Raw genomic sequence first — 23,251 nt, 5'->3', positions numbered from 1 at the left:
GCGGCAATCAGCCGTGCTGAGCCAGGAAGGCGACGTCGACGATTTCTCCGGTGCGTATCTGCTCGGCCCCGCTGGGCACCACGACCAGACAGTTCGCCTCGGCCAGCGTGGCCAGCAGATGCGACGACGCTCCCGGCGCTCCGCCCAACGCCTGCACCAGATACTCACCGCTCTCCTGATCGCGCATCAACTGCCCGCGCAGGAAGCCTTTGCGGCCTGCCACCGACGTGATCGGCGACAGGGTGCGGGCCTGCACGATGCGGCGCATCGGATGCCGCTTGCCCAGGGACAGCCGGATCAGCGGCCGCACCATCACCTCGAAGACCACCAGCGCGCTGACCGGGTTGGCCGGCAACAGAAACGTCGGCACGCCGTCGCGGCCGAGCTGCCCGAAGCCCTGCACCGAACCCGGGTGCATGGCCACCCGCACGACCTCCATGTCACCGAGTTCGGACAGCACCACACGGACCGCCTCTGCCGCCGCACCGCCCACCCCACCGGCGATCACCAGCACCTCGGCCCGGTTGAGCTGGCCCTCGACGACCTCGCCGAGTTCCTTCGGGTTGTTGCTGACGATCCCGACGCGATTGACCTCCGCTCCGGCATCGCGCGCCGCCGCCGCCAGGGCGTAGGAGTTGACGTCATAAACCTGCCCGTTGCCCGGGCTGCGGGAGATGTCGACCAGCTCCCCCCCGACTGCCATCACCGACACCCGCGGGCGTGGATGAACGAGCACACGTTCGCGGCCGACCGCCGCCAACAGCCCCACCTGGGCTGCACCGATGATGGTGCCGGCACGTACCGCAACATCCCCGGGCTGCACGTCGTCACCAGCGCGCCGCACATAGGCGCCCGAGGGCGCGCCCCGCAGAATTCGGACGCGATTGGTGCCGCCGTCGGTCCAGCGCAGCGGCAGGACGGCATCGGCCAGGGTCGGCAGCGGCGCCCCGGTCTGCACCCGGGCGGCCTGGCGGGGCTGCAGCCGGCTGGGGGTCCGCGCACCCGCCTCGATGGTCCCCATCACCGGCAGGGTCACCGCCTCGCGGGGCGCGGCGACACCGTCATCGCCTACCGCCTCCAACGGTCCGGAATCACCGACTCCGAGGACGTCGACGCTGCGCACCGCGTAACCGTCGATGGCGGCCTGGTCGAATCCGGGAAGCGGGCGTTCGGTCACTACCTCTTCGGCGCACAACAGCCCCTGGGCTTCGGCGATCGCAACCTTGATCGGCCTAGGTGCGACCGCTGCTGCCGATATCCGTGCCTGTTGCTCCTCCACAGAACGCACAGTGCGCCTTCCTGCCGTCCAGCCAGGCGAACTGAGCCGCCGGCTACTGTTCGGTCAGGCCCAATCGCGCCACCAACCACCGCCGAAGTTCCGGGCCGTAGTCGTCACGATCCAATGCAAAGTCAACCGCAGCCTTGAGGTACCCGCCGGGATTTCCCAAGTCGTGTCGGGATCCGCGATGGACTACCACGTGGACCGGGTGGCCCTCGGAGATCAACAGCGCGATGGCATCGGTGAGCTGCACTTCTCCCCCGGCGCCGCGTTCGATCCGGTGCAGGGCGTCGAAAATCGCGCGGTCCAGCACGTAGCGTCCGGCCGCCGCGAACAGCGACGGCGCGTCCTGCGCCCTGGGTTTTTCGACCATGCCCTTGACGCGCAGCACGTCCCGGTTGTCGCCGCCGGGAATCGGTTCAACATCGAAAACGCCGTAGGCGCTGATCTCTTCGGGCGTCACCTCGATGGCGCACAGCACCGTCCCGCCGTGCTCGGCCCGCACCTGCGCCATCGTCTCCAGCACGCCGGTGGGCAGCACCAGGTCGTCGGGGAGCAGCACCATGACCGCGTCCTCATCAGCCGCCAGGGTGGGCTCCACGCAGCTGATCGCGTGGCCCAACCCGAGCGGTTCGGCCTGCACCACAGACTCGACCTTGATCAGCGCCGGGGCGCGACGGACCTTGGCCAGCATGGCCTTCTTGCCGCGGGCCTCTAGGGTGCCTTCCAGCACCAGGTCCTCGACGAAGTGCGCGACGACGCCGTCCTTGCCCTCGGAGGTGATGATCACCAGCCGCTCGGCGCCGGCGTCGGCGGCCTCGGCGGCCACCAGTTCAATCCCCGGGGTGTCGACGACGGGCAGCAACTCCTTGGGCACGGTCTTGGTCGCGGGAAGAAAACGGGTCCCCAAGCCGGCGGCGGGGACTATCGCCGTGAACGGGATCGGGATTTCTGCTCGTGACATCGGTTCTCACCATAGCCTTATCCGCCGCACACAAACCTCTTGGCGGGGAGAACGCGCGGGTCGCCGGTGGTCTGACATGGTTGAAGCCATGGCTACCGCGAGCAAGTGGGCCTGGCGGCGCCAGATCAGGGCGGCGCGGCGGCTGGTGACCGACGAAGAGCACCGCACCGAAGCGCGGATGCTGCGCAACCACCTCCAAGTGGTGGTAGTCCCTGGTAGCACGGTGTGCGCGTATGCGCCGCTGGCTACCGAACCGGGCACCGTCGACCTGCTCGATGAGTTGCTGCGGGTCGCGGACCGAGTCCTGCTACCGGTGGCGCACACCACCCCCGACGAGGAGCCGGTGGCGTTGCGGTGGGGCGAGTACTGCCCCGGTGAACTCGTGACAGGGCTGTGGGGGCTGCAGGAACCGCCCGAACCCTGGTTACCGGAATCCGCCCTGGCCGAGGCAGAGCTGGTGCTGCTGCCGGCGCTGGCGGTCGACCGCCGGGGCGTGCGGCTCGGGCGAGGCGGCGGCTTCTATGACCGTTCGCTGGGGTTCCGGGACCCGGGGTCGCGGCTCGTGGCGGTCGTGCGAGACACCGAATTGGTCGACGAGTTGCCCTCCGAGCCGCATGACGTGCCGGTGACGCACGCCCTCACCCCAGGACGCGGCCTGATTGCGCTGCCCGTCCGGGAATGATCACCGGCACGTGGCGGTTCTAGCACTTGAGACGGTAGAGTGCTAAGTCAGACTTCACATCATCCGGAGGTTTTTTGTGCCGACGTACAGCTACGTGTGCACCGAATGCGGAGACCGGTTCGACAAGGTGCAGGCGTTCACCGACGACGCGCTGACCACCTGTGAGAAGTGCTCGGGTCGCCTGCGAAAGCTGTTCAACTCGGTCGGAGTCGTGTTCAAGGGCAGCGGCTTCTACCGCACCGACAGCCGTGAGGCCGGGAAGAAATCGAACGGTTCGAGCGGCGAGTCCAGCGACTCCAAACCGAGCTCTGGTTCGAGCGAGAGCAAGACGACGTCCAGTTCGGACAAGTCGTCAAGCAACTCGGCGGCGGCTACCGCGACCGCGTCCAGCTGATCTGTACCTGACGTCGCCGGAGGCACGTGCAAGTGCCGGGCATTCCTTGCTGTGAATCAATGGACATCCGAAGCCCGTAGACAATGGCAGGAAACGCATTGTCCAACTGATTTACATAACTTTAGTGGGAATATCACGTTTCTATAACCCTTGAGTCGCGTTTGTGTAACAGGCGGTGCTTTCCCGCTCGTGCTCAATACCATTCGACCGAAATCGAGTGGGAGGTCTGCGATGGTCTGGGCACGTGAACACGCTAGCCGTCATGCCGCGCCGCCGGCGCCGGTGATAAGCCTCCGCATTTGGGTCTACCGTCGGCTATTGATTCACCGCCATTTTCTGATTCCCTTCATCGCGGGTGTTCCGCGTTTCTGGAATTGGATCAATTCGACCGGCACACTGCGGCTGTTATGCAACCGGGTGTTTGTCAATTTATTCGCCTACGCCGCGCAGCCGCGGCCCACGGCACTCACGTTATGGAGCCCGCAGCCGGCGGCCCCCTTGACGCACTACGTCAGTTGGACCGGCCTGGTCGATCGCCGCTACACCGCGCGGCAGTTACCGCCGGCGACCACCGATTGGGTTCACGGGCTTCCCGACCGCGACGAGCTGCGGCAGCTCTTTCGGCGCCCGACGGGGCAAATCGCCTACTGCCCTACCAGCTCGGCGCTGCTAGGGTTCTTCGCCCAGTGGTTCACCGACGGTTTTATGAAGACGGACGCCGGGGATCCGCGCTGCAACACCTCCACCCATGAGGTCGACCTCTGCCAGCTCTACGGCCTCCACGCCGCCGACACCGCACTCCTGCGCGAGCGATCCGGCGGCCGGCTCAAGAGCCAGTGCATCGACGGCCAGGAGTACCCGCCTTACCTGTTCGAGAACGGCGAGGTGCGGCCTGAATTCCGCGGCCTGTCCTACGTCGGCCTGACCCCCGACGGTACCTGGGGCTACCGCGACGCCCGGCTGTCGCAAGATCCGTTGCTCACACCGCAGCGCAAGGACCGCCTCTTCGCGACCGGCCTGGAACGCGGCAACATCACCATCTTCTTCGCCGGCATCACCACGATCTTTCTGCGCGAGCACAATCGGCTGTGCGCACAGCTGCACACGGCCTATCCGGACTGGGACGACGACCGCCTCTTCGAGACAGCGCGCAACATCAACATCGTGCAACTGCTGCGCATCGTCGTCGAGGACTACGTCAACCACCTTTCGCCCGTGAACTTCCGCTTGATCGTCGATCGGACCTGGGCCGAACGTGAGTGCTGGTATCGCACCAACCGCATCAATGCGGAGTTCAACCTGCTCTACCGCTGGCACGGGCTCATGCCCGACGAGCTGACCGCGTCGGGACACGCCATCGCGGCCGCGGACTACATGCTCAACAACGAACAGCTGCTGAGGCATGGCCTCGAGAACCTGCTCGGGGCGGCCTCATCCCAGCGCGCCGGGCTGATCAGCCTGCTCAACACGCCCGACTTTCTGGTGGAGGCGGACCTGGCGGCGATGGACAAATCCCGCGGCTGGGGCCTGCGCTCCTACAACGACTATCGCGAGCTGTACAGCCTCGGACGGGTTCAGACGTTCGAGGAGATCTCGTCCGATCCGGCGATCCGCGCCGCGCTCGAGGCCGTGTACGACTCGGTGGACGATGTGGAATTCCTGGTCGGCCTGCTGGCCGAAGACCGGCTCGCCGGGTCACCGCTGGGCGAGACGATGAGCATCATGGTCGGCACCGACGCTTTCACCCAGATCTACACCAATCCCCTGCTGTCCCAGTACGTCTACGGCGAGCAGGCCTTCTCCGAGGTGGGCATGCGTAGCATCGAGAGCACCGAGACGTTCGCGCAGCTCGTCGAACGCAATTGCAGCCCAGGGACACCCGTGCCGCAGCTCTCGTTCACCCACGGCCGCACCAGTGCCGCACCCAACTCATGTAGCACCCGTCGGCCGGCGCTGCATAGCGTGCCCGACACCGCCGCTGCCTTTTCCGGCTGACGCGCGTTATCCACAAGAAGGCCGTCGACCGGCACCGCCGGTAGGCGCCACGCCCTAGGGTCGTGGGCATGGGCGACTCGCTCAATCCCACTCTTGCCAGCCGGATCTCAACAGTGTTGCGTCCGGACTGGACCAGGACCGTACTGGCCCGCAGGGTGGCCGCGGGCGGGTTGGTGGTCTTGGCCGGTATCGCGGCGCTGCGCTCCGACCCCGAGGGCGACCGCGTCGAGGTGTTGGTCGCCGCCCGCGACCTCGGCTCCGGGGCCGCACTCAACGACTCCGATGTGCGAACGGAAAAGCGTTTGGCGACAACCGTTCCCGAGGGGTCGATGACGGACCCCGGCCGGGTGATCGGTGCCACCCTGGCCAGTCCGACACGTCGGGGCGAAGTGCTCACCGACGTCCGATTGCTGGGCAGCCGGCTGGCAGAATCGACCGCCGGGCCCGGGGCGCGCATCGTGCCGTTGCATCTGGCCGACGACGCGCTGATCGACCTGCTGCGAGTGGGCGACGTGGTGGACGTGCTAGCCGCCCCGGCCGGTGAAGTCCAGCGATCGGCAGTCAGCAAGGTGATCGCCACCGATGCCGTCGTAGTGCTCGTGTCGGCCAAGGAGAAGCTACGGTCCAGCGAGACAGACCGCGTAGTCTTAGTTGCGCTGCCGGCTCACGTGGCGAACACGGTGGCAGGTTCGGCGCTGGGTCAGACGGTGACCTTGACCCTGCATTGAGTACCTGTCCTGTGGTGGACACCTGGCCGGCAGCAAACTCGGTCAGAGTCCAGGAAGGGACATCCTCATGCTCAAGGGGTTCAAGGAGTTTCTCTCGCGGGGCAACATCGTCGACCTGTCGGTCGCGGTGGTCATTGGTACGGCATTCACGGCGTTGGTCACGGCCTTCACCGACAGCATCATCAAGCCGCTGGTGAGTTCGATCGGCGTCAACCAGGCGTCGCAGATCAACGTCCTGAAGATCCACATCACCGGCGATCAGTACATCGACTTCAACGTGGTGTTGTCGGCCGCGATCAACTTCATCCTGGTGGCCGCGGTGGTGTACTTCCTGGTCGTGCTCCCCTACAGCAAGCTGCGCAAGCAGGGAGAGGTCGAGCAGGCCGACGACGCGCAGGTGGTGCTGCTCTCCGAAATCCGCGACCTGCTCGCCCAGACCAACGGCAGTTCCTCAGGCCGGCACGGTGGTTCGCCCGCAGCGGTGCCGCTGTCCGCACCGCCGGAGTACGGACCCCGCGCCGAGAGCTGAGGCTTGCTCAGATCTCGAGGCTAGAGAGCTGGCCGATGATGTGCGCGGCCAGTGGGTTGAGCGTCGCCATCCCGTCCCGCACGGCGTAACGGGAGCCCGCCAGGTTCACCACCAGGGTGCTGCCGGAGACTCCGGCCAGCCCGCGTGACAGACCGGCGTCGGTGATGCCCGCGGACAGACCCGAGGCGCGGATGGCTTCGGCGATGCCGAGGATCTCCCGGTCCAGGATGTCGCGGGTGGCCTCCGGGGTGACGTCGCGGGGTGTCACGCCGGTGCCGCCGACCGACACCACTAGGTCAACCCCGCCGATCACTGCGGTGTTCAACGCATTTCGGATCTCGACCTCGTCCGCCTCGACGGCCACCACGCCGTCGACCACGAATCCGGCTTCGGTGAGCAACTCGGTGACCAGCGGCCCGCTGTGGTCCTCGTCGCCGTGCGCCGTCCGGTCGTCGACCACGACGACCAGTGCCCGCCCGACTACCAACTCCGCGCCCTGTTCCATGGGTGCCACCGTATATCCGAGGTCGGACAGCTGCCCTTCGACCTTCATCAACTGTCCGCCTTCCCGAGCGTGACCTGCACCGTGCGATTGCCACCGGCAGGGTCCTGGTATGTCAGCGCCACCTTGTCGCCGGGCGCCTTGGAACGCACCGCGGCGACGAGCGCGTCCGCGCTGTTGATCGGACGGTCGTCGACCTTGGTGACGACGACGCCCTTGGGTACGCCGGCGTTGGCCGCCGCACCATTGCCCACAACCTCCATCACCTTGGCACCGGGAACGCCCTTGTCGGTGGTCACCTGCACGCCCAGGGAAGCGTGGGTGGCCTTGCCGGTGCTGATCAGCTCGTCGGCGATGCGCTTGGCCTGGTCGACGGGGATCGCGAAGCCCAGACCGATCGAGCCGCTCTGCGCGTCCCCGGAATCGGCGCCCAACGTGGCGATGGCGGAGTTGATGCCCACCAGCTGCGAGTTCATGTTGACCAGCGCGCCACCGGAGTTACCGGGGTTGATTGCGGCGTCGGTCTGAACCGCGTCCAGCACGGTGTTCTGATTACCGGCCTCGCCGGTCGTGGAAACCGGCCGGTTCAGCGCGCTGACGATGCCGGTGGTGACGGTGCCCGCCAGACCCAGTGGGGACCCGATGGCCACCACCGGCTGACCGACCTTCAGGCCCGCCGAGGACCCGATTGCGATTGGGGTCAGGTTGGCGGCGCCCTGCACCTTGACCACGGCGATGTCACTGGTCGGATCGGCCCCGACCACGGTGAACGTCGAGGTACGACCGTCGTAGAAAGTCACCGTCGTCTTCGGCGGAGGACTTCCCGCCGGAGGCTTGGCGGCCGCCGCGACGACGTGGTTATTGGTGAGGATCAGCCCGTCCGCCGAGAGGATCACGCCGGAGCCCTCTTCGGACTGCCGGCCCAGATCGGTCTCGAGCATGACGACGCTGGGCACCACCTTGGACGCGACCTGCTCCACCGAGCCGGGGGGCATGTTGGCCGCCGGGACACTCGGGGCCCCGCCCGATGCGGCGGTCGTGCCGTGGCCGGTGCCGGTCTGGTGACCCAGCTCCACGATGGTGGCGGCCGCACCGCCGATGCCGGCCGAGACCACGGCGATGGCCAGCGCGCCGAAGATCAATCCGGCCGAGCGGCGCCGCCGGGGCGGCGGAGACATCGGTGGCATCATCGGCGGCATCGGACCTGGACCGGTCGGTATCGGACCGGCGCCGGTGCCGCCCGGTATTGGTCGGGCGCCGGTGCCGCCGGGGATGGGGCCCGCACCGGTGTTGCCCGGAATGGGACCGGGTCCGGTGTTACCAGGTATCGGGCCGCCTCCGGTGCCAGTCAGCGGATCGTAGGAGGACCGGTACTGCTGCTGGGGTTGGTACCGCCAGTCGAATTGCTGGTTATAGCTCTGCTGCCCCTGGGCATAGGCGGGCGGCACCGGCTGACTCTGGGTGGCACCGTATCCCGGCTGCTGCGGCGGTGGCGAATACCTCGGGTGATTCGTCATGTCGCTAAAACGTTCTTCCTCTACCTTGGGGGCTTACTTCAAGCCGACTCGACCATGCGTTGCTTGCACGGCGCTGGTTTTCCACACTATCTGTCAACCACCTTGCGCGCGCGGACTAAGAATCGACTGAGATGACATTCGTGGATCCCCGTGATTTTGCGCTCTCTCCCGCATCTCTAACGGTGGTTCCCCGCGCGTCGGTTCCCGCTGCGCGGTCCGCGGCTCCAGCGGACGACGGGTGCGTCGGGGCCGGCATGGGACGCCCCGGCAGCAGCACGTAGATCGACGTTCCCGGCGGCTGGCCGCCCGGTTCGGTGTCCTCCACACGCAACGACCCACCGTGGTTGAGCACGACCTGCTTGACGATCGCCAATCCCAGCCCCGAACCCGGCATCGCCCGCGCCGACGTCGAGCGGTAGAAGCGTTCGAACACCAGGCGCCGTTCCTGCGGAGGGATTCCCGGGCCCCGGTCGGAGACCACCAGTTCGGCATGCGACGGGTCGAGTTGACGCAGCGTGACGCCGACGTGCCCGCCGGGAGGACTCCATTTGGCGGCGTTGTCCATCAGGTTCAGCGCCGCGCGCGACAATCCGGCGGAGTCGCCGTACACCTGCCACGGGATCACCTCGACGTCGAAGTGAATGTCGTTGCGGCGCCGCCGGACCCGCTCCAGACTTCGGTCGATGACCTCGGCCATGTCCACCGGCTCGTGCACCGCGTGTCCGGCGTCCCCGCGGGTGAGGTCGACCAGATCGCCCACCAACGTCGACAATTCCTCTATCTGGGCGATGACGTCCGCCTGCAGGTCGACCATCTCCTGCTCCGGTAGCCGCGGCGCTCCGGGCGCCATCGAGGCCATCAGCAGCTCTACGTTGGTGCGCAGCGACGTCAGCGGGGTGCGCAATTCGTGGCCGGCATCGGTGACCAGCCGTGCCTGTCGTTCCCGCGATTCGGCCAGCGCCCGCAGCATCAGGTTGAACGCCTCGGTGAGCCTGGCCAGTTCGTCGCTGCCGAACACCGGGATGGGACGCAGGTCGTCGGTTCGGGCCACCCGCTCGGCCGCTTCGGTGAGACGCCCGACCGGACGCAACCCCGCCCGGGTCACCATGCCGCCGGCCACCGCCGCGATTGCGACACCCACCCCGCCGACCATCAGCAGCACGAAGCGCAATTTGCCCATGACGTGCTCGGTGGGCTTGAGGCTCTTGGAGATCAGCAGCGAGCTGCCGTTGTTCAGGTGGATCGCCAGCACGCGCTGGTCGGATGCGGTGCGCCGGGACATGAACAACTCACCGCGGATGACTGCCTTCTCCGGCGAGCCCACCGGCAGGGTCTGCCCCGGTTGGTTGGCCGTGTAGATCGACTTGCCCGGGTTCACGAGCATCGCGTTGACGTCGGAATAGGCGGTGCCCTCGATCGCCTTGCCCGGATCGGCCGCAAGCGAACCGCTGGCGATCAACAATTGCGCCCGGCTCTGCAGCTGGTTGTCGATGTCGCTGTAAAGCGCGGCGGAGATCACCGCGTAAACGGCCAGGGACATCAGGACCACGACCATCGCCACCATCGACATCGCCAGCAGCATCACCCGCCATCGCAGGGACAACGAGCTGGTCGCCCGCAGCGGTGCGCGGCCGGCCCGGCCGGGGCGGCGGAACCAGGTCATCAGGGTGGCGTTTCGCGTAGCACGTAACCCACCCCGCGCACGGTGTGGATCAGCCGCGGCTCGCCGTCGGCCTCGGTCTTGCGGCGCAGATATCCGACGTACACTTCCAGCGCGTTACCCGAGGTGGGGAAGTCGAATCCCCACACTTCCTCGAGAATGCGGCTGCGCGTCAGCACCCGTCGCGGGTTGGCGATCAACATCTCCAGCAGGGCGAACTCGGTGCGGGTGAGGCTGATCCGGCGCTGCCCACGGATCACCTCGCGGGTGACGGGGTCCAGGCTCAGGTCCGAGAACGTCATCGCCACCGACTCGGCGGCGTCCTCGGGCTTGGTGCGACGCAGCAGCGCCCGCATCCGCGCCAGCAGTTCTTCCAGAGCGAACGGCTTGGGTAGGTAGTCGTCGGCCCCCGCGTCCAGGCCCGCGACCCGCTCGGAGACCGAGTCGCGCGCGGTGAGCACCAAAATGGGCAGATCGTCGCCGGTGCTGCGGAGTTGCCGGCACACCTCGAGGCCGTCCAGGCGCGGCATCATCACATCCAGCACCACCGCGTCGGGCCGGTCGCTGGCAATCAATTCGAGCGCCTCAACCCCGTCATGGGCCAACTCCACCGAGTAGCCGTTGAAGGAGAGCGACCTGCGCAGCGACTCGCGGACAGCACGATCGTCGTCAACGACAAGTATTCGCACGCTGCCTAGTTTCGTACGGAGGCCTGAGAGCGGCCTGAGAGGCGCGCCGACCGGACGCGATGCGGAGCGTCGAACGCTCCGCTGAGGAGCCGGTCAATCGGGACCGTAGGTCAGCGCTTGTCGAGGTCGACCAGACCCAGTCGGGCGGCCTTGAGCAGGCGGCGCGGAACCTTGTGCTTCTGACCGGCCACGTTCACGTTGACCAGCCCGGTCGCGGTGGCCTTCCACTGCGAACGCCGGCTGCGGGTATTCGAGCGCGACATTCTGCGCTTAGGTACGGCCATGGTCGGGCCTAACTCCTCGTGTGGGGCTTGCGGTCGGGCGTGTCGCGCTCCATGGCCTTTTGGGGCCGGACGACGACAGTTGACCTCAAGGGTAGTGGGTGGACCGGCTGGTCACCAAAATGGCCTTTAAACAACCCGGCGCTGAGCCGGTTGACGCGCCGCCGCCCGCACCCGCTAACCTACCGGTTGGTTGGTTCATTGCGGCCGCCGAATCATCCCAATGGAGGGAGGACGCGCCCATTGTTTTCCGAGGCCCCTTCTGGCGCCGTGCGTATCGCGAACTGCTCCGGTTTCTACGGTGACCGGCTGTCCGCGATGCGCGAGATGCTCACCGGCGGCGAAGTCGACTACCTCACTGGCGACTACCTTGCCGAACTGACCATGCTGATCCTGGGCCGCGACCGGATGAAGAACCCCGAGCGCGGTTACGCCAAGACCTTCCTGACTCAGCTCGAGGAGTGTCTGGGTCTGGCGCACGAGCGCGGGGTGCGCATCGTCGCCAACGCCGGTGGCCTCAACCCCGCCGGCCTGGCGGACGCGGTGCGCGCACTGGCCGAGCGTCTGGGCGTCCCGGCGCGGGTGGCCCATGTGGAGGGCGACGACCTGCAACCACGGGCAGCCGAGCTCGGCCTGGGCACGCCGCTGACCGCCAACGCGTATCTCGGCGGATGGGGCATCGCGGACTGCCTGAACGCGGGAGCCGACGTCGTGGTCACCGGCCGGGTGACCGACGCCTCGGTGATCGTCGGGTCGGCCGCAGCGCACTTCGGCTGGGGACGCACCGACTACGACCACCTCGCCGGCGCCGTCGTCGCCGGGCACGTCATCGAATGCGGTACCCAGGCCACCGGCGGCAACTTCGCCTTCTTTCGGGAAATTCCGGCAGTGGCGGGCGTCTTCCAGCCGGGCTTCCCCCTGGCCGAGGTCCATGCCGACGGCTCGTCGGTGATCACCAAGCATTCCGGCACCGGTGGCCTGGTGAGTGTGGACACCGTCACCGCACAGTTGCTCTACGAGATCACCGGCGCCCGGTATGCCAATCCCGATGTGACGGCCCGGATGGACAGCATCGCGCTGTCGTCCGACGGCCCCGACCGGGTGCGGATCAGCGGCGTGGTCGGCGAACCGCCACCCCCGACGCTCAAGGTGTCACTGAATAGCATCGGCGGCTTCCGCAATGCGATGACCTTCGTACTGACCGGTCTGGATATCGAGGCCAAGGCGGAGTTGGTGCGGCGCCAGCTCGAAGCCACCTTGACCGTCAAGCCCGCCGAACTGGAATGGACCCTGGCGCGCACCGACCACCCCGACGCCGACACCGAACAAGGCGCCAGCGCCTTGCTCAGTTGCGTGGTGCGTGACCCGGACCCGGCCAACGTGGGACGCAAATTCTCCGCCGCCGCAGTGGAATTGGCGCTGGCCAGCTACCCCGGCTTCACCTCCACCGCGCCGCCGGGTGATGGTCAGGTGTACGGCGTGTACACCCCCGGCTACGTGGATGCCGGGCTGGTGCCGCACGTCGCCGTACACCCCGACGGCACCCGCACCGAAATACCCTGCGCCACCGATACTTTGGTTCTGGAGGCAGCGGACGATCCGGAGCTGCCCGAGCCGCTGACCGCCCAGCCCACCCGGCGGGTACCGCTGGGCCTGATAGCCGGTGCCCGCAGCGGCGACAAAGGCGGCTCGGCCAATGTCGGCGTCTGGGTGCGCACCGAGGACCAGTGGCGCTGGCTGGCGAACACGCTGACCGTCGAACTGCTCAAGGAGCTACTGCCCGAAGCGGCTGAGCTGCCCGTCACCAGGCATGTGCTGCCGAACATCCGGGCGGTGAACTTCGTGATCGAGGACATTCTCGGCCAGGGCGTGGCCTACCAGGCCCGCTTCGATCCGCAGGCAAAGGGGCTGGGCGAGTGGTTGCGCAGCCGTCACGTCGACATTCCGGAGAGTCTGTTATGAGCATCTGGACCACGCCCGAGCGCGAGCAATTGCGCAAGACGGTGCGCTCGTTCGCCGAACGGGAGGTATTGCCCCACATCGACGAGTGGGAACGCACCGGCGACCTGCCGCGCGATCTGCACCTGCGCGCCGGCGAGGCGGGCCTGCTGGGCGCGAACTTCCCCGAGTCCGTCGGCGGTGGCGGCGGAGACGGGGCCGACGCGGTGATCATCTGCGAGGAGATGCATCAATCGGGAGCTCCCGGTGGCGTTTTCGCGTCGCTGTTCACCTGCGGTATCGCCGTGCCGCACATGATCGCCTCGGGTGACCAGCGGCTGATCGACACCTACGTGCGGCCCACGCTGGCCGGTGAGAAGATCGGCTCGCTGGCCATCACCGAACCCGGCGGCGGCTCGGACGTCGGGCACCTGCGGACATCTGCTGTGAAAGACGGCGACCACTACGTCATCAACGGCGCCAAGACCTACATCACCTCCGCGGTGCGCGCCGACTTCGTCGTCACCGCGGTTCGCACCGGAGGGCCCGGTGCGGGCGGTGTTTCGCTGATCGTGGTCGACAAGGGCACGCCGGGATTCGAGGTGTCGCGCAAGCTGGACAAGATGGGCTGGCGATCCTCCGACACCGCCGAGCTGTCCTACACCGACGTACGGGTGCCGGCCGAAAACCTGGTCGGGGGGGAGAACACCGGCTTCGCCCAGATCGCGCAGGCGTTTGTCTCGGAGCGTATTGCCCTTGCCGCCCAGGCCTATTCGAGCGCGCAGCGCTGTCTGGACATCACTGCACAGTGGTGCCGCGACCGCGAGACTTTCGGCCGCCCGTTGATCTCTCGGCAGTCGGTGCAGAACACGCTGGCCGAGATGGCCCGCCGCATCGACGTCGCGCGGGTGTACTCGCGCCGGGTGGTGGAACGCCAGCTCGAAGGAGAGACCAACCTGATCCCGGAGGTGTGTTTCGCCAAGAACACCGCTGTCGAGGCCGGGGAGTGGGTGGCCAACCAGGGCGTCCAATTGTTCGGCGGGATGGGCTATATGGCCGAATCCGAGATCGAACGCCAGTACCGGGACATGCGCATCCTGGGCATCGGTGGCGGAACCACCGAGATCCTGACCGCATTGGCCGCCAAACTGCTGGGCTACCAGTCGTGAGCGCGCTACGGTCCACCCTCGACCCCAACGGCTCCGCCTTCACCGACGCGGCCGCGGCGGCGACCACCAAGCTCGACGAGATCGCGGCCGAGTTCGCCAACGCCGTCGAAGGCGGCGGGCCCAAGTACGTCGACCGTCACCATGGCCGGGGCAAGCTCACCGCGCGTGAACGCATCGAGTTGCTCGTCGACCCTGACTCCCCGTTCCTGGAGCTGAGCCCGCTGGCGGCCTGGGGCAGCGCCTTCAAGGTCGGCGCCAGCACGGTCACCGGGATCGGCGTCGTCGAGGGCGTCGAGTGCATGATCGTGGCCAACGACCCCACGGTCAAAGGCGGCACCAGCAACCCCTGGACGCTGAAGAAGATCCTGCGGGCCAACCAGATCGCCTTCGAGAACCGGCTACCGGTGATCTCACTGGTGGAGTCCGGTGGTGCCGATCTTCCGACCCAGAAGGAGATCTTCATCCCGGGCGGCCGGATGTTCCGCGACCTGACCCGACTCTCGGCCGCCGGAATCCCGACCGTCGCACTGGTATTCGGCAACTCCACCGCGGGTGGGGCCTATGTGCCCGGCATGTCCGACCACGTGGTGATGATCAAGGAACGCTCCAAGGTGTTCCTGGCCGGTCCCCCGCTGGTCAAGATGGCCACCGGCGAAGAATCCGACGACGAGTCCTTGGGCGGCGCCGAAATGCACGCCCGCGTTTCGGGTTTGGCCGACTACTTCGCGCACGACGAGCTCGACGCGATCCGCATCGGGCGTCGCATCGTGGCCCGGCTCAACTGGGTCAAGCAGGGGCCGACGCCCAAACCGGTCACCGAGCCGCTGTTCGACACCGAGGAACTGATCGGCATCGTGCCTGCCGACCTGCGCATCCCGTTCGATCCGCGCGAGGTGATCGCCCGCATTGTCGACGGCTCCGACTTCGACGAATTCAAACCGCTGTACGGCTCGTCGCTGGTGACCGGCTGGGCGCGACTGCACGGATACCCCATCGGCATCCTGGCCAACGCGCGCGGGGTGCTGTTCAGCGAGGAATCGCAGAAGGCCACCCAGTTCATCCAGCTGGCCAATCGCTCGGACACGCCACTGTTGTTCTTGCACAACACCACCGGCTACATGGTGGGCAAGGACTACGAAGAGGGCGGCATGATCAAGCACGGCTCGATGATGATCAACGCCGTATCCAATTCGAAGGTGCCGCATATCTCGCTGCTGATCGGTGCGTCCTACGGCGCGGGCCACTACGGCATGTGCGGCCGCGCCTACGACCCCCGATTCCTGTTCGCCTGGCCTACCGCCAAGTCCGCCGTCATGGGCGGGGCGCAGCTCTCAGGTGTGCTGTCGATCGTGGCCCGGGCAGCCGCGGAAGCCCGCGGCCAGCAGGTCGACGAGGCGGCCGACGCGGCGATGCGCGCCGCCGTCGAAGGCCAGATCGAGGCCGAGTCGCTGCCACTGGTGCTGTCCGGAATGCTCTACGACGACGGGGTGATCGACCCGCGCGACACCCGCACCGTGCTGGGAATGTGTCTGTCCGCCATTGCCAATGGCCCGATCAAGGGGACGTCGAACTTCGGCGTCTTCCGGATGTGAGCTTCATGGGGATCACGAGAGTACTGGTTGCCAATCGCGGTGAGATCGCCCGGCGGGTGTTCGCCACCTGCCGACGGCTCGGTCTGGGCACCGTCGCCGTCTACACCGACCCCGATGCGGCCGCACCGCACGTCGTCGAGGCCGACGCCCGAGTGCGGTTACCGAACACCAACGACTACCTCAATGCCGAGGCCATCATTGCCGCCGCCCGCGCCGCCGGTGCCGATGCCGTGCACCCCGGATACGGATTCCTCTCCGAGAACGCCGAATTCGCGGCGGCGGTGCAGGAGGCCGGTCTGACGTGGGTGGGGCCACCCGTCGACTCGGTGCGCGCGATGGGGTCGAAGATCGAGTCCAAGAAGCTGATGGCCGCCGCCGGGGTGCCGGTGCTCGAGGAACTCGATCCGGAGACCGTGACCCAGGCCCAACTGCCGGTACTGGTCAAGGCATCCGCCGGTGGCGGCGGGCGCGGGATGCGGGTGGTGCGGGAATTGTCGGCGCTGGCAGCCGAAGTCGAGGCCGCGCAGCGCGAAGCGCAGTCCGCGTTCGGTGACCCGACGGTGTTCTGTGAGCGCTACCTGCCGACCGGGCACCACATCGAGGTGCAGGTGATGGCCGACACGCACGGCACCGTGTGGGCCGTGGGCGAGCGCGAATGCTCCATCCAGCGCCGCCACCAGAAGGTGATCGAAGAGGCGCCGTCGCCGCTGGTCGAGCGGACACCGGGGATGCGCGAGAAGCTGTTCGAGGCCGCCCGGCTCGCCGCGGGTGCGATCGGCTACACCGGCGCCGGGACGGTCGAATTCCTCGCCGACGATGACGGTGACTTCTTCTTCCTGGAGATGAACACCCGGCTGCAGGTCGAGCACCCCGTCACCGAGGAAACCACCGGTCTGGACCTGGTCGAACTGCAGCTCGAGGTGGCCGACGGCGGGCGGCTGGGCGCCGAACCGCCGGCCGGGCAAGGACATTCGATCGAGGCGCGGCTCTACGCCGAAGATCCCGCGCAAGGCTGGCAGCCGCAGGCCGGCAGGGTGCACCGCATCCACGTGCCCGCCGTGGGCACGCAGTTCAGCACGCTGGGACACCGAACCGGCATCCGGCTGGACTCCGGCATCGTCGACGGCTCGGTGGTGTCGATCTTCTACGACCCGATGCTGGCCAAGGTCATCTCCTATGCGCCGACTCGCCGGCAGTCCGCGCTGGTGCTGGCCGACGCGCTGGCCCGCACCCATGTGCACGGGCTGCGCACCAACCGCGAACTGCTGGTGCACGTGCTGCGGCATCCGGCATTTCTCGACGGAGCAACCGACACCGCGTTTTTCGACACGCACGGCCTGACCGAGTTGTCGGCGCCCCTGGCCGACAGCGCAACGGTGCGACTGTCGGCGATCGCGGCCGCGTTGGCCGACGCCGCACACAACCGCGCCAGCGCGGGGGCGTTGGGCTCACTGCCGTCGGGTTGGCGCAACCTGACCTCGGGGTACCAGGTCAAGACCTACCTGGACGACACCGACACCGAGCAGCGGATTGAATATCGGTTCACCAGAACATCTTTGGCCTTACCACACGATCCGAACGTGCAGCTGGTGTCCGCCTCACCGGAGGAGGTGGTGCTGGCCGATGGCGGGGTGGCCAGCAGCTACGCGGTCGCACGCTTCGGTGCTGACGTCTACGTCGACTCCGCGCGCGGACCGGTGCACCTGGTGGCCCTACCCCGGTTCCCCGAACCGGGCTCGGCCGTCGAGCAAGGCTCGCTCGTTGCGCCCATGCCCGGCAACGTCATTCGGATCGGCGCCGAGGCCGGCGCCACCGTCACCGCCGGTCAGCCGCTGATCTGGCTGGAAGCGATGAAAATGGAACACACCATCACCGCGCCCACCGATGGGGTGCTCGCGGAGATCAACGTCCAGACCGGCCAGCAGGTCGAAGTAGGTGCCGTCCTCGCGAGGGTCGAAGCGCCGGAATCAGAAGGGGATCCGTCATGACCGACACCAGTTTCATCGAAAGCGAAGACCGCCAGGCGTTGCGCAAGGCGGTGCGCGAGTGGGTGTCCAGCTACGGCGCCGAGTACTACCTGAAGAAGGCTCGCGCCCAGGAGCACACCACCGAATTGTGGGCCGAAGCAGGCAAACTCGGTTTCCTCGGGGTGAACCTGCCCGAGGAGTACGGCGGCGGCGGGGCCGGCATGTACGAGCTCGCGCTGGTCATGGAGGAGATGGCCGCCGCGGGCAGCGCGCTGCTGCTGATGGTGGTGTCACCGGCCATCAACGGCACCATCATCAGCAAGTTCGGCACCGAGGAGCAGAAGAAGCGCTGGGTTCCCGCCATCGCCGACGGCACGCTGACCATGGCGTTCGCCATCACCGAACCCGACGCCGGATCGAACTCGCACAAGATCACCACGACCGCCCGCCGCGACGGCAGTGACTGGGTGCTCAAGGGCCAGAAGGTGTACATCTCCGGCGTCGACCAGGCTCAGGCGGTCCTGGTGGTCGGCCGCACTGAAGAGGCGAAGACCGGCAAGCTACGGCCGGCGCTGTTCGTGGTGCCCACCGACTCGCCCGGGTTCACCTACACGCCGATCGAGATGGAACTCATCAGCCCCGAGCGCCAGTTCCAGGTGTTCATCGACGACGTGCGGCTGCCGTCCGACGCGCTCGTCGGCGCCGAGGACGCCGCGATCGCACAACTCTTCGCGGGCCTGAACCCCGAACGCATCATGGGCGCGGCCAGCGCGGTCGGCATGGGCCGGTTCGCCCTCGACAAAGCCGTCGACTACGTCAAGACCCGGCAGGTCTGGGGCGCCCCGATCGGCTCGCACCAGGGCCTCGCGCACCCGTTGGCGCAGTGCCACATCGAGGTCGAGCTCGCCAAGCTGATGATGCAGAAAGCCGCGACGCTCTACGACGCCGGAGACGACGGCGGTGCCGCCCAGGCCGCCAACATGGCCAAGTACGCGGCCGGCGAGGCGTCCACCCGGGCCGTCGACCAGGCCGTGCAGTCGATGGGCGGCAACGGGTTGACCAAGGAGTACGGCGTAGCGGCCATGCTGACCGCATCGCGGCTGGCGCGGATCGCCCCGATCAGCCGTGAAATGGTGCTCAACTTCGTCGCGCAGACGTCGCTGGGTCTGCCCCGCTCGTACTGATGGACACCCTCGTCGAGTACGCCCGCGAGGGCGTCGTAGCCAAGCTGACGCTGAACTCGCCGCACAACCGCAACGCCCTGTCCACCACGCTGGTCACCCAGTTGCACGAAGGGCTACGGGCGGCCGCTGCCGACCCGGCGGTGCGGGTGGTCGTGCTCGGACACACCGGCGGCACCTTCTGCGCGGGTGCGGACCTCAGCGAGGCCGGTGGGGGTGACCCTGTCCAGTCCGCTGTCGCGCGCGCAAAGGAGATGACCGCGCTACTACGCGCCATCGTCTCCTCACCCCGTCCGGTGATCGGCGCCATCGACGGCCATGTACGGGCCGGCGGATTCGGCCTGGTCGGTGCCTGCGACATGGTGGTGGCCGGGCCGCGCAGCACGTTTGCCCTGACCGAGGCTCGCATCGGCGTCGCTCCGGCCATCATCTCGCTGACGCTGCTGCCGAAACTGTCCGCGCGAGCCGCCGCACGCTACTACCTCACCGGTGAAACCTTCGGCGCCAGCGAAGCCGCGGAGATCGGTTTGGTCACCGTGGCCGCCGACGACGTGGACGCCGCGGTGGCCGGTCTGGTCGCCGATGTCGGGCGCGGATCACCGCAGGGCCTGGCCGCATCCAAGGCGCTCACGACGGCCGCAGTCCTGGCCGGCTTCGACCGTGACGCCGAGCGGCTCACCGAGGAGTCCGCGCGGCTGTTCGTCTCGGAGGAGGCGCGTGAAGGCATGCTGGCCTTTCTGCAGAAACGGCCGCCGAGCTGGGTCTCTGACACCGGCCCGACATCCTGACAATGCTGCTCGGACCGTGTGAACGTTGCAGTTCAGCCAACACCTTTTGCAGCAAACCGTGGAAGTCGTAAGCTCGCGGGTGAGATGACCAACCCAACCCAGCGTGATGCAAAGGCCACGCGTGACGAACTGTCGCGTGCAGAGGACACCGACCGTATCCAGATTGCGCAGTTGCTGGGCTATGCGGCCGAACAGGGCCGCCTCCAGCTCAACGAATACGAAGACCGGCTAACCAAGGCTTACGCCGCCACCACCTACCGGGAGTTGGATCAGCTGCGAGCCGACCTGCCCGGCACGGCGGTGAGCCCCCGGCGCGGCGGCAACTGCAACCCGGCGCCCTCCACCCTGTTGTTGGCCATCATGAGCGGCTTCGAGCGTCGCGGGCGGTGGAACATTCCGAGGAAGCTGACCACCTTCACGTTCTGGGGCAGCGGCGTCATCGACCTGCGCTACGCGGACTTCACCTCGACCGAGGTCGAGATTCACGCGTACTCGATCATGAGCGCTCAGACGTTCCTGTTGCCGCCCGAAGTCAACGTCGAGATACACGGCCGCGGGGTGATGGGCAACTTCGACCATGAGGTGGTCGGCGAGGGCACCCGGGGCGCGCCCACGGTGAAGATCAAGGGATTCTCGCTGTGGGGCGGCGTCGGCATCAAACGCAAGGCGCGCAAGGCTCGCAAGTAATCCACACGGTGTGGCAGGGGTGAGTGGCCCGCCGCATTTTCCGGTGAAAGGCTTCGCCGAAAGTTCGCGTCTGCGGAAGGCGATTGCGGTGGCTTCAGAATTGCGGGCGACTCCCGATGTGCTGACTCACGTAGGCATCCAACTGGCGCACCAGGGCCAGGCATTGCAGGCGGTGCAGTGGTCATGCCTCCGCGACGCCGACGGGGCCCAGGCAGGGTGGGTCGGGGCTTCGGCCTCGGCCCTGACTGGATTGTTGGATCGGTGGGCTGCCTTGGGCGAGGGGCACCAGGTCCGCCTGAGCGACCATGCTGACGGCATGCGGTTCGCCGCGACCGCCTTGCGCGCGATGGAGCAGAGCAACGCCGCCTCGCTCCGATGACGGTGACCTTGGCCGACATCGAGCGCTGGGATCCCGCCGCCATCACCACCGTCTTCGAAGCCGCCATCCGGCGTGCACACGGAACCCGCACCGCGGCTGCGGCGATCACCGAGCTGATGCGACTGCTGAGTTTCGGCGGTGACGCCGCGGCGGCGGCGCACGCGGCGACCGGACACACCGCGCTCGTCCTGGACGATCACGCCGATGCATGCGCTGCTGTCGGACGTGCCGCCGAACAGGCGGCCGAGGAGGTCGCCGCGGTGAAGCGGCGACTGAAGTTGATGCGGGACGCGGCGAGGGAAAACCACTTGCAGATCAACGAAACGCTGGGCTCCGCACTACCTCCCTCGGACCTGGTCGGCCTTCCCCCCGGGAGACAGCAGGCCATCCTTGACGCGGCGGTGCGGCTGACCGAGAGCCTGCAACGGCTGTTGGCGGACGCCGAGCGCGCCGACGAAGATCTCGCCGCGGCAATCCGCGGCGCGGACGGCGACCTCGGCGCCGGACAGATCGACGATCAACTCGGCCATCAGCCGCCCAGGATGCCTGGGCTGCCGGCTCCCGGCACCGAACCCAGCGCCGTCGCCGCCTGGTGGCACGCGCTGACCCCCGGCCAGCAAGACCGGCTCAAGCAATGGTTTCCCGGTCGATTGCGCAACCTCGACGGCATCCCGGCCACTGTCCGCAGCGAACTCAATGTGCCCGCACTGCAACGGGAACTCACCCGACTACAGCAAGGCTGGGTCGACTCCTACGGGTGGCACACCGACCCCGGCAAGCTGGCAGACCTGACCGCGCTGCGCGACACCCTGGCCGCCAATCCCGAGGCCAGCCTGCTGCTGCTGGACACCGCAACCATCCCGGGTAAGGTGCTCGCGGCCGTCGGCGTCGGTGACGTCGACAACGCCGAGCGGGTCGGCGTCACCGTGGGCGGACTGACCACCCGGGTCAGCGACAGTACCGCAACCATGGTGCGGCAGGCCGGTTTTCAGCGCGACGAGGCGCGGCAGCTGCGCCGCAATGCCGGGGTCGCCAATCCGGATGCGGTGGCCTCGATCGCCTGGCTCGGCTACGACGCGCCGGACAGCCTGCGCGACGTGGCGCACGACTGGCTTGCGCGCGACGGCGCCCGGGCTCTCAATAGCTTCTATCGTGGACTGGCTGCAGCCGGCAACCTTCCGGCCACCGGGATCGTCGCCTTCGGCCACTCCTATGGATCGTTGACCACGAGTCTTGCGTTGCAGCAGGGCGCCCCGGTCAGCGACGTGGTGCTCTACGGCTCGCCGGGTGCCGAACTCACCGACGCCGCGCAGCTCGGAGTCCCGCCCGGTCACGCCTACTTCATGATCGGCGCGAACGACCTTGTCTCCGAGCTTATTCCGGGATTCGAGGCGTTTGGCGCCCCGCCGCAGGACGTGCCCGGCATGGCGGAATTGTCCACCGACGAGGGGTACGCGTGGGGCGGTGAGTACGGTGACGGGCGACTGCACGAACGGGCTTACGGGCATTCCGAATATGCCCGCACGGGAAGCAACGGGAACCTGCGGATGAGTGGCTACAACCTCGCGGTGGTGCTGGCGGGGCTGCCCGCCGACCTCATCACCCCCGGAACTGACCCATGCGACCCGTGACCCGGCCGGCGGCACTGCTGCTCGGCCTCGCCCTCATGCTGGCCGGCTGCGTTAAGCCGACCACCTTGAATCCGAACGCCAATCCTGGCCGGTCCGAACTGGATCGGCTGCAGCGGATGGTCAACGCCCGGCCCGATCTGGAAGCCGTCGAGCGTCAGCTGGCCGAACTCGACACCGCGATTCGCGCGGTGATCGGCAAACACTCACCGCAGAGCCGGTTTTCGACGATGGCGGCCACCCATCTCAGCAACGGTTGCCAGGACCCGTTCACCCGCAGCATCGGCCGTCAGGTCAATAGCGATATGTTTTTCGCCGACCCGCCGCCCTCGGCCGCGCAGTGGTTGCAGATCGCCACCGAGCTCGCTCCGGCGTTCACGGCCGCGGGCTTTGCGCCCAACAACTCCGCACCCGGAACTCCGCCGCTGGCACTGGGTGCGGCCAACGACTCACAGATCCGCGACGACGGCGCGACAGTGACGCTGGTCAATGGGATCGGCAGCAGTCCCCTGAACTACTCCTATGACACCGGCTGCCACCTACCGGGCGGCTGGCGCAGCGCCCCGCCGCCGCCAGCTTCGCGGCCCTCGAATGACCCGGACGTGCACTACCCCTACCTGTACGGATCTCCCGGCGGCCGCAAGATGGACGCCTACTAACTTGGCGCGAGCAGACGTGAAAGCCCCCCATTTTGGGCTGCCA

The 23,251-nt window shown here is 67.6% G+C and carries 21 protein-coding genes and 1 pseudogene; 15 read left to right on the top strand and 7 right to left on the bottom strand.

Going from position 1 to position 23,251, the window contains the following annotated elements:
- Positions 1-7: 7 nt before the first annotated feature.
- Together glp and AWC08_RS33370 are read right to left on the bottom strand one after the other, a co-directional pair.
- Positions 8-1,288, bottom strand: a complete 1,281-nt coding sequence (gene glp / locus AWC08_RS33375) for a molybdotransferase-like divisome protein Glp (RefSeq protein WP_065132495.1) — start codon at positions 1,286-1,288, stop codon at positions 8-10.
- A gap of 43 nt (positions 1,289-1,331) precedes the next feature.
- The gene (locus AWC08_RS33370) at positions 1,332-2,243 is read right to left on the bottom strand and encodes a UTP--glucose-1-phosphate uridylyltransferase (RefSeq protein WP_069434510.1); all 912 of its coding nucleotides are present in this window, start codon (positions 2,241-2,243) and stop codon (positions 1,332-1,334) included.
- An 88-nt stretch (positions 2,244-2,331) separates the two neighbouring features.
- Between AWC08_RS33370 and AWC08_RS33365 the strand changes: the two genes are divergently transcribed.
- The 5 genes from AWC08_RS33365 to mscL all read left to right on the top strand — a co-directional run bounded on the left by AWC08_RS33365 (position 2,332) and on the right by mscL (position 6,571).
- Entirely contained in the window at positions 2,332-2,925 is a 594-nt protein-coding gene (locus tag AWC08_RS33365) for a 5-formyltetrahydrofolate cyclo-ligase (protein WP_065132512.1), read from the top strand.
- A gap of 76 nt (positions 2,926-3,001) precedes the next feature.
- A complete protein-coding gene (locus tag AWC08_RS33360) occupies positions 3,002-3,319 on the top strand; it encodes an FmdB family zinc ribbon protein (RefSeq protein WP_069434511.1) in 318 nt (105 codons plus the stop codon).
- Positions 3,320-3,736: 417 nt separating this feature from the next.
- On the top strand, positions 3,737-5,314 hold the full coding sequence (locus AWC08_RS33355; RefSeq protein WP_159460046.1) for a peroxidase family protein: 1,578 nt from the start codon (positions 3,737-3,739) through the stop codon (positions 5,312-5,314).
- A gap of 68 nt (positions 5,315-5,382) precedes the next feature.
- Positions 5,383-6,042 carry an SAF domain-containing protein gene (locus AWC08_RS33350; RefSeq protein ID WP_069434517.1) on the top strand — a complete coding sequence of 220 codons (660 nt, stop codon included), beginning with the start codon at positions 5,383-5,385 and terminating at the stop codon, positions 6,040-6,042.
- A 67-nt stretch (positions 6,043-6,109) separates the two neighbouring features.
- Positions 6,110-6,571: a large-conductance mechanosensitive channel protein MscL gene (gene mscL, locus AWC08_RS33345; protein WP_065132499.1), complete on the top strand. Its 462-nt coding sequence runs from the start codon at positions 6,110-6,112 to the stop codon at positions 6,569-6,571.
- A 7-nt stretch (positions 6,572-6,578) separates the two neighbouring features.
- Here the strand turns inward: mscL and AWC08_RS33340 are convergent, their stop codons facing one another.
- The 5 genes and pseudogenes from AWC08_RS33340 to rpmF all read right to left on the bottom strand — a co-directional run bounded on the left by AWC08_RS33340 (position 6,579) and on the right by rpmF (position 11,223).
- On the bottom strand, positions 6,579-7,124 hold the full coding sequence (locus AWC08_RS33340) for a MogA/MoaB family molybdenum cofactor biosynthesis protein (protein WP_065045409.1): 546 nt from the start codon (positions 7,122-7,124) through the stop codon (positions 6,579-6,581).
- Positions 7,124-8,355, bottom strand: a pseudogene (locus AWC08_RS33335) (S1C family serine protease); the annotation flags it as partial. The gene AWC08_RS33340 and the pseudogene AWC08_RS33335, both read right to left, overlap by 1 nt.
- Positions 8,356-8,705: 350 nt before the next feature.
- Positions 8,706-10,253 (bottom strand): sensor histidine kinase, encoded by a 1,548-nt coding sequence (locus AWC08_RS33325; protein ID WP_065132501.1) that lies wholly within the window; start codon positions 10,251-10,253, stop codon positions 8,706-8,708.
- Positions 10,253-10,939: a two-component system response regulator MprA gene (mprA, locus tag AWC08_RS33320; RefSeq protein ID WP_055576902.1), complete on the bottom strand. Its 687-nt coding sequence runs from the start codon at positions 10,937-10,939 to the stop codon at positions 10,253-10,255. The genes AWC08_RS33325 and mprA overlap by 1 nt, the downstream gene beginning before the upstream one ends.
- Before the next feature lie 110 nt (positions 10,940-11,049).
- Entirely contained in the window at positions 11,050-11,223 is a 174-nt protein-coding gene (gene rpmF / locus AWC08_RS33315; RefSeq protein ID WP_055576903.1) for a 50S ribosomal protein L32, read from the bottom strand.
- A 267-nt stretch (positions 11,224-11,490) separates the two neighbouring features.
- Between rpmF and AWC08_RS33310 the strand changes: the two genes are divergently transcribed.
- The 10 genes from AWC08_RS33310 (at position 11,491) to AWC08_RS33265 (ending at position 23,208) form a co-directional block, all read left to right on the top strand.
- Entirely contained in the window at positions 11,491-13,182 is a 1,692-nt protein-coding gene (locus tag AWC08_RS33310; protein ID WP_142283961.1) for an acyclic terpene utilization AtuA family protein, read from the top strand.
- The gene (locus AWC08_RS33305; RefSeq protein ID WP_069434515.1) at positions 13,179-14,327 is read left to right on the top strand and encodes an acyl-CoA dehydrogenase family protein; all 1,149 of its coding nucleotides are present in this window, start codon (positions 13,179-13,181) and stop codon (positions 14,325-14,327) included. The genes AWC08_RS33310 and AWC08_RS33305 overlap by 4 nt, the downstream gene beginning before the upstream one ends.
- Positions 14,324-15,919: an acyl-CoA carboxylase subunit beta gene (locus AWC08_RS33300; protein ID WP_069434516.1), complete on the top strand. Its 1,596-nt coding sequence runs from the start codon at positions 14,324-14,326 to the stop codon at positions 15,917-15,919. The genes AWC08_RS33305 and AWC08_RS33300 overlap by 4 nt, the downstream gene beginning before the upstream one ends.
- 5 nt (positions 15,920-15,924) lie before the next feature.
- On the top strand, positions 15,925-17,907 hold the full coding sequence (locus tag AWC08_RS33295; protein ID WP_069434518.1) for an acetyl/propionyl/methylcrotonyl-CoA carboxylase subunit alpha: 1,983 nt from the start codon (positions 15,925-15,927) through the stop codon (positions 17,905-17,907).
- The gene (locus tag AWC08_RS33290) at positions 17,904-19,070 is read left to right on the top strand and encodes an acyl-CoA dehydrogenase family protein (protein WP_085088778.1); all 1,167 of its coding nucleotides are present in this window, start codon (positions 17,904-17,906) and stop codon (positions 19,068-19,070) included. The genes AWC08_RS33295 and AWC08_RS33290 overlap by 4 nt, the downstream gene beginning before the upstream one ends.
- Positions 19,070-19,855, top strand: coding sequence for an enoyl-CoA hydratase family protein (locus tag AWC08_RS33285; protein WP_085088775.1), 786 nt, complete (start codon positions 19,070-19,072; stop codon positions 19,853-19,855). Before AWC08_RS33290 ends, AWC08_RS33285 begins: the two co-directional genes overlap by 1 nt.
- Before the next feature lie 84 nt (positions 19,856-19,939).
- Positions 19,940-20,542 carry a DUF1707 SHOCT-like domain-containing protein gene (locus AWC08_RS33280; RefSeq protein ID WP_065132507.1) on the top strand — a complete coding sequence of 201 codons (603 nt, stop codon included), beginning with the start codon at positions 19,940-19,942 and terminating at the stop codon, positions 20,540-20,542.
- Positions 20,543-20,630: 88 nt separating this feature from the next.
- Positions 20,631-20,921: a WXG100 family type VII secretion target gene (locus AWC08_RS33275; RefSeq protein WP_142283957.1), complete on the top strand. Its 291-nt coding sequence runs from the start codon at positions 20,631-20,633 to the stop codon at positions 20,919-20,921.
- On the top strand, positions 20,918-22,552 hold the full coding sequence (locus AWC08_RS33270) for an alpha/beta hydrolase (protein ID WP_142283956.1): 1,635 nt from the start codon (positions 20,918-20,920) through the stop codon (positions 22,550-22,552). The genes AWC08_RS33275 and AWC08_RS33270 overlap by 4 nt, the downstream gene beginning before the upstream one ends.
- Positions 22,540-23,208 carry an LppA family lipoprotein gene (locus tag AWC08_RS33265; protein WP_069434026.1) on the top strand — a complete coding sequence of 223 codons (669 nt, stop codon included), beginning with the start codon at positions 22,540-22,542 and terminating at the stop codon, positions 23,206-23,208. Before AWC08_RS33270 ends, AWC08_RS33265 begins: the two co-directional genes overlap by 13 nt.
- Positions 23,209-23,251: the final 43 nt, after the last annotated feature.

Origin of the sequence: Mycobacterium gordonae (assembly GCF_002101675.1) — a bacterium.
In the GTDB taxonomy this organism is placed as follows: Bacteria; Actinomycetota; Actinomycetes; order Mycobacteriales; family Mycobacteriaceae; genus Mycobacterium; species Mycobacterium gordonae.
Note: the sequence above shows the minus strand (reverse complement) of the source record. Positions and strands in the feature narration are given on the sequence as shown.

Bases quoted from the DNA above. Each gene is read 5' to 3' on its own strand.
- AWC08_RS33290 (WP_085088778.1), top strand. From the start codon at position 17,904: ATGACCGACACCAGTTTCATCGAAAGCGAAGACCGCCAGGCGTTGCGC.
- AWC08_RS33305 (WP_069434515.1), top strand. From the start codon at position 13,179: ATGAGCATCTGGACCACGCCCGAGCGCGAGCAATTGCGCAAGACGGTG.
- AWC08_RS33325 (WP_065132501.1), bottom strand. From the start codon at position 10,253: ATGACCTGGTTCCGCCGCCCCGGCCGGGCCGGCCGCGCACCGCTGCGG.
- AWC08_RS33365 (WP_065132512.1), top strand. From the start codon at position 2,332: ATGGCTACCGCGAGCAAGTGGGCCTGGCGGCGCCAGATCAGGGCGGCG.
- AWC08_RS33285 (WP_085088775.1), top strand. From the start codon at position 19,070: ATGGACACCCTCGTCGAGTACGCCCGCGAGGGCGTCGTAGCCAAGCTG.
- AWC08_RS33370 (WP_069434510.1), bottom strand. From the start codon at position 2,243: ATGTCACGAGCAGAAATCCCGATCCCGTTCACGGCGATAGTCCCCGCC.
- AWC08_RS33340 (WP_065045409.1), bottom strand. From the start codon at position 7,124: ATGAAGGTCGAAGGGCAGCTGTCCGACCTCGGATATACGGTGGCACCC.
- mscL (WP_065132499.1), top strand. From the start codon at position 6,110: ATGCTCAAGGGGTTCAAGGAGTTTCTCTCGCGGGGCAACATCGTCGAC.
- AWC08_RS33350 (WP_069434517.1), top strand. From the start codon at position 5,383: ATGGGCGACTCGCTCAATCCCACTCTTGCCAGCCGGATCTCAACAGTG.
- AWC08_RS33265 (WP_069434026.1), top strand. From the start codon at position 22,540: ATGCGACCCGTGACCCGGCCGGCGGCACTGCTGCTCGGCCTCGCCCTC.
- rpmF (WP_055576903.1), bottom strand. From the start codon at position 11,223: ATGGCCGTACCTAAGCGCAGAATGTCGCGCTCGAATACCCGCAGCCGG.
- AWC08_RS33280 (WP_065132507.1), top strand. From the start codon at position 19,940: ATGACCAACCCAACCCAGCGTGATGCAAAGGCCACGCGTGACGAACTG.
- AWC08_RS33295 (WP_069434518.1), top strand. From the start codon at position 15,925: ATGGGGATCACGAGAGTACTGGTTGCCAATCGCGGTGAGATCGCCCGG.
- AWC08_RS33270 (WP_142283956.1), top strand. From the start codon at position 20,918: ATGACGGTGACCTTGGCCGACATCGAGCGCTGGGATCCCGCCGCCATC.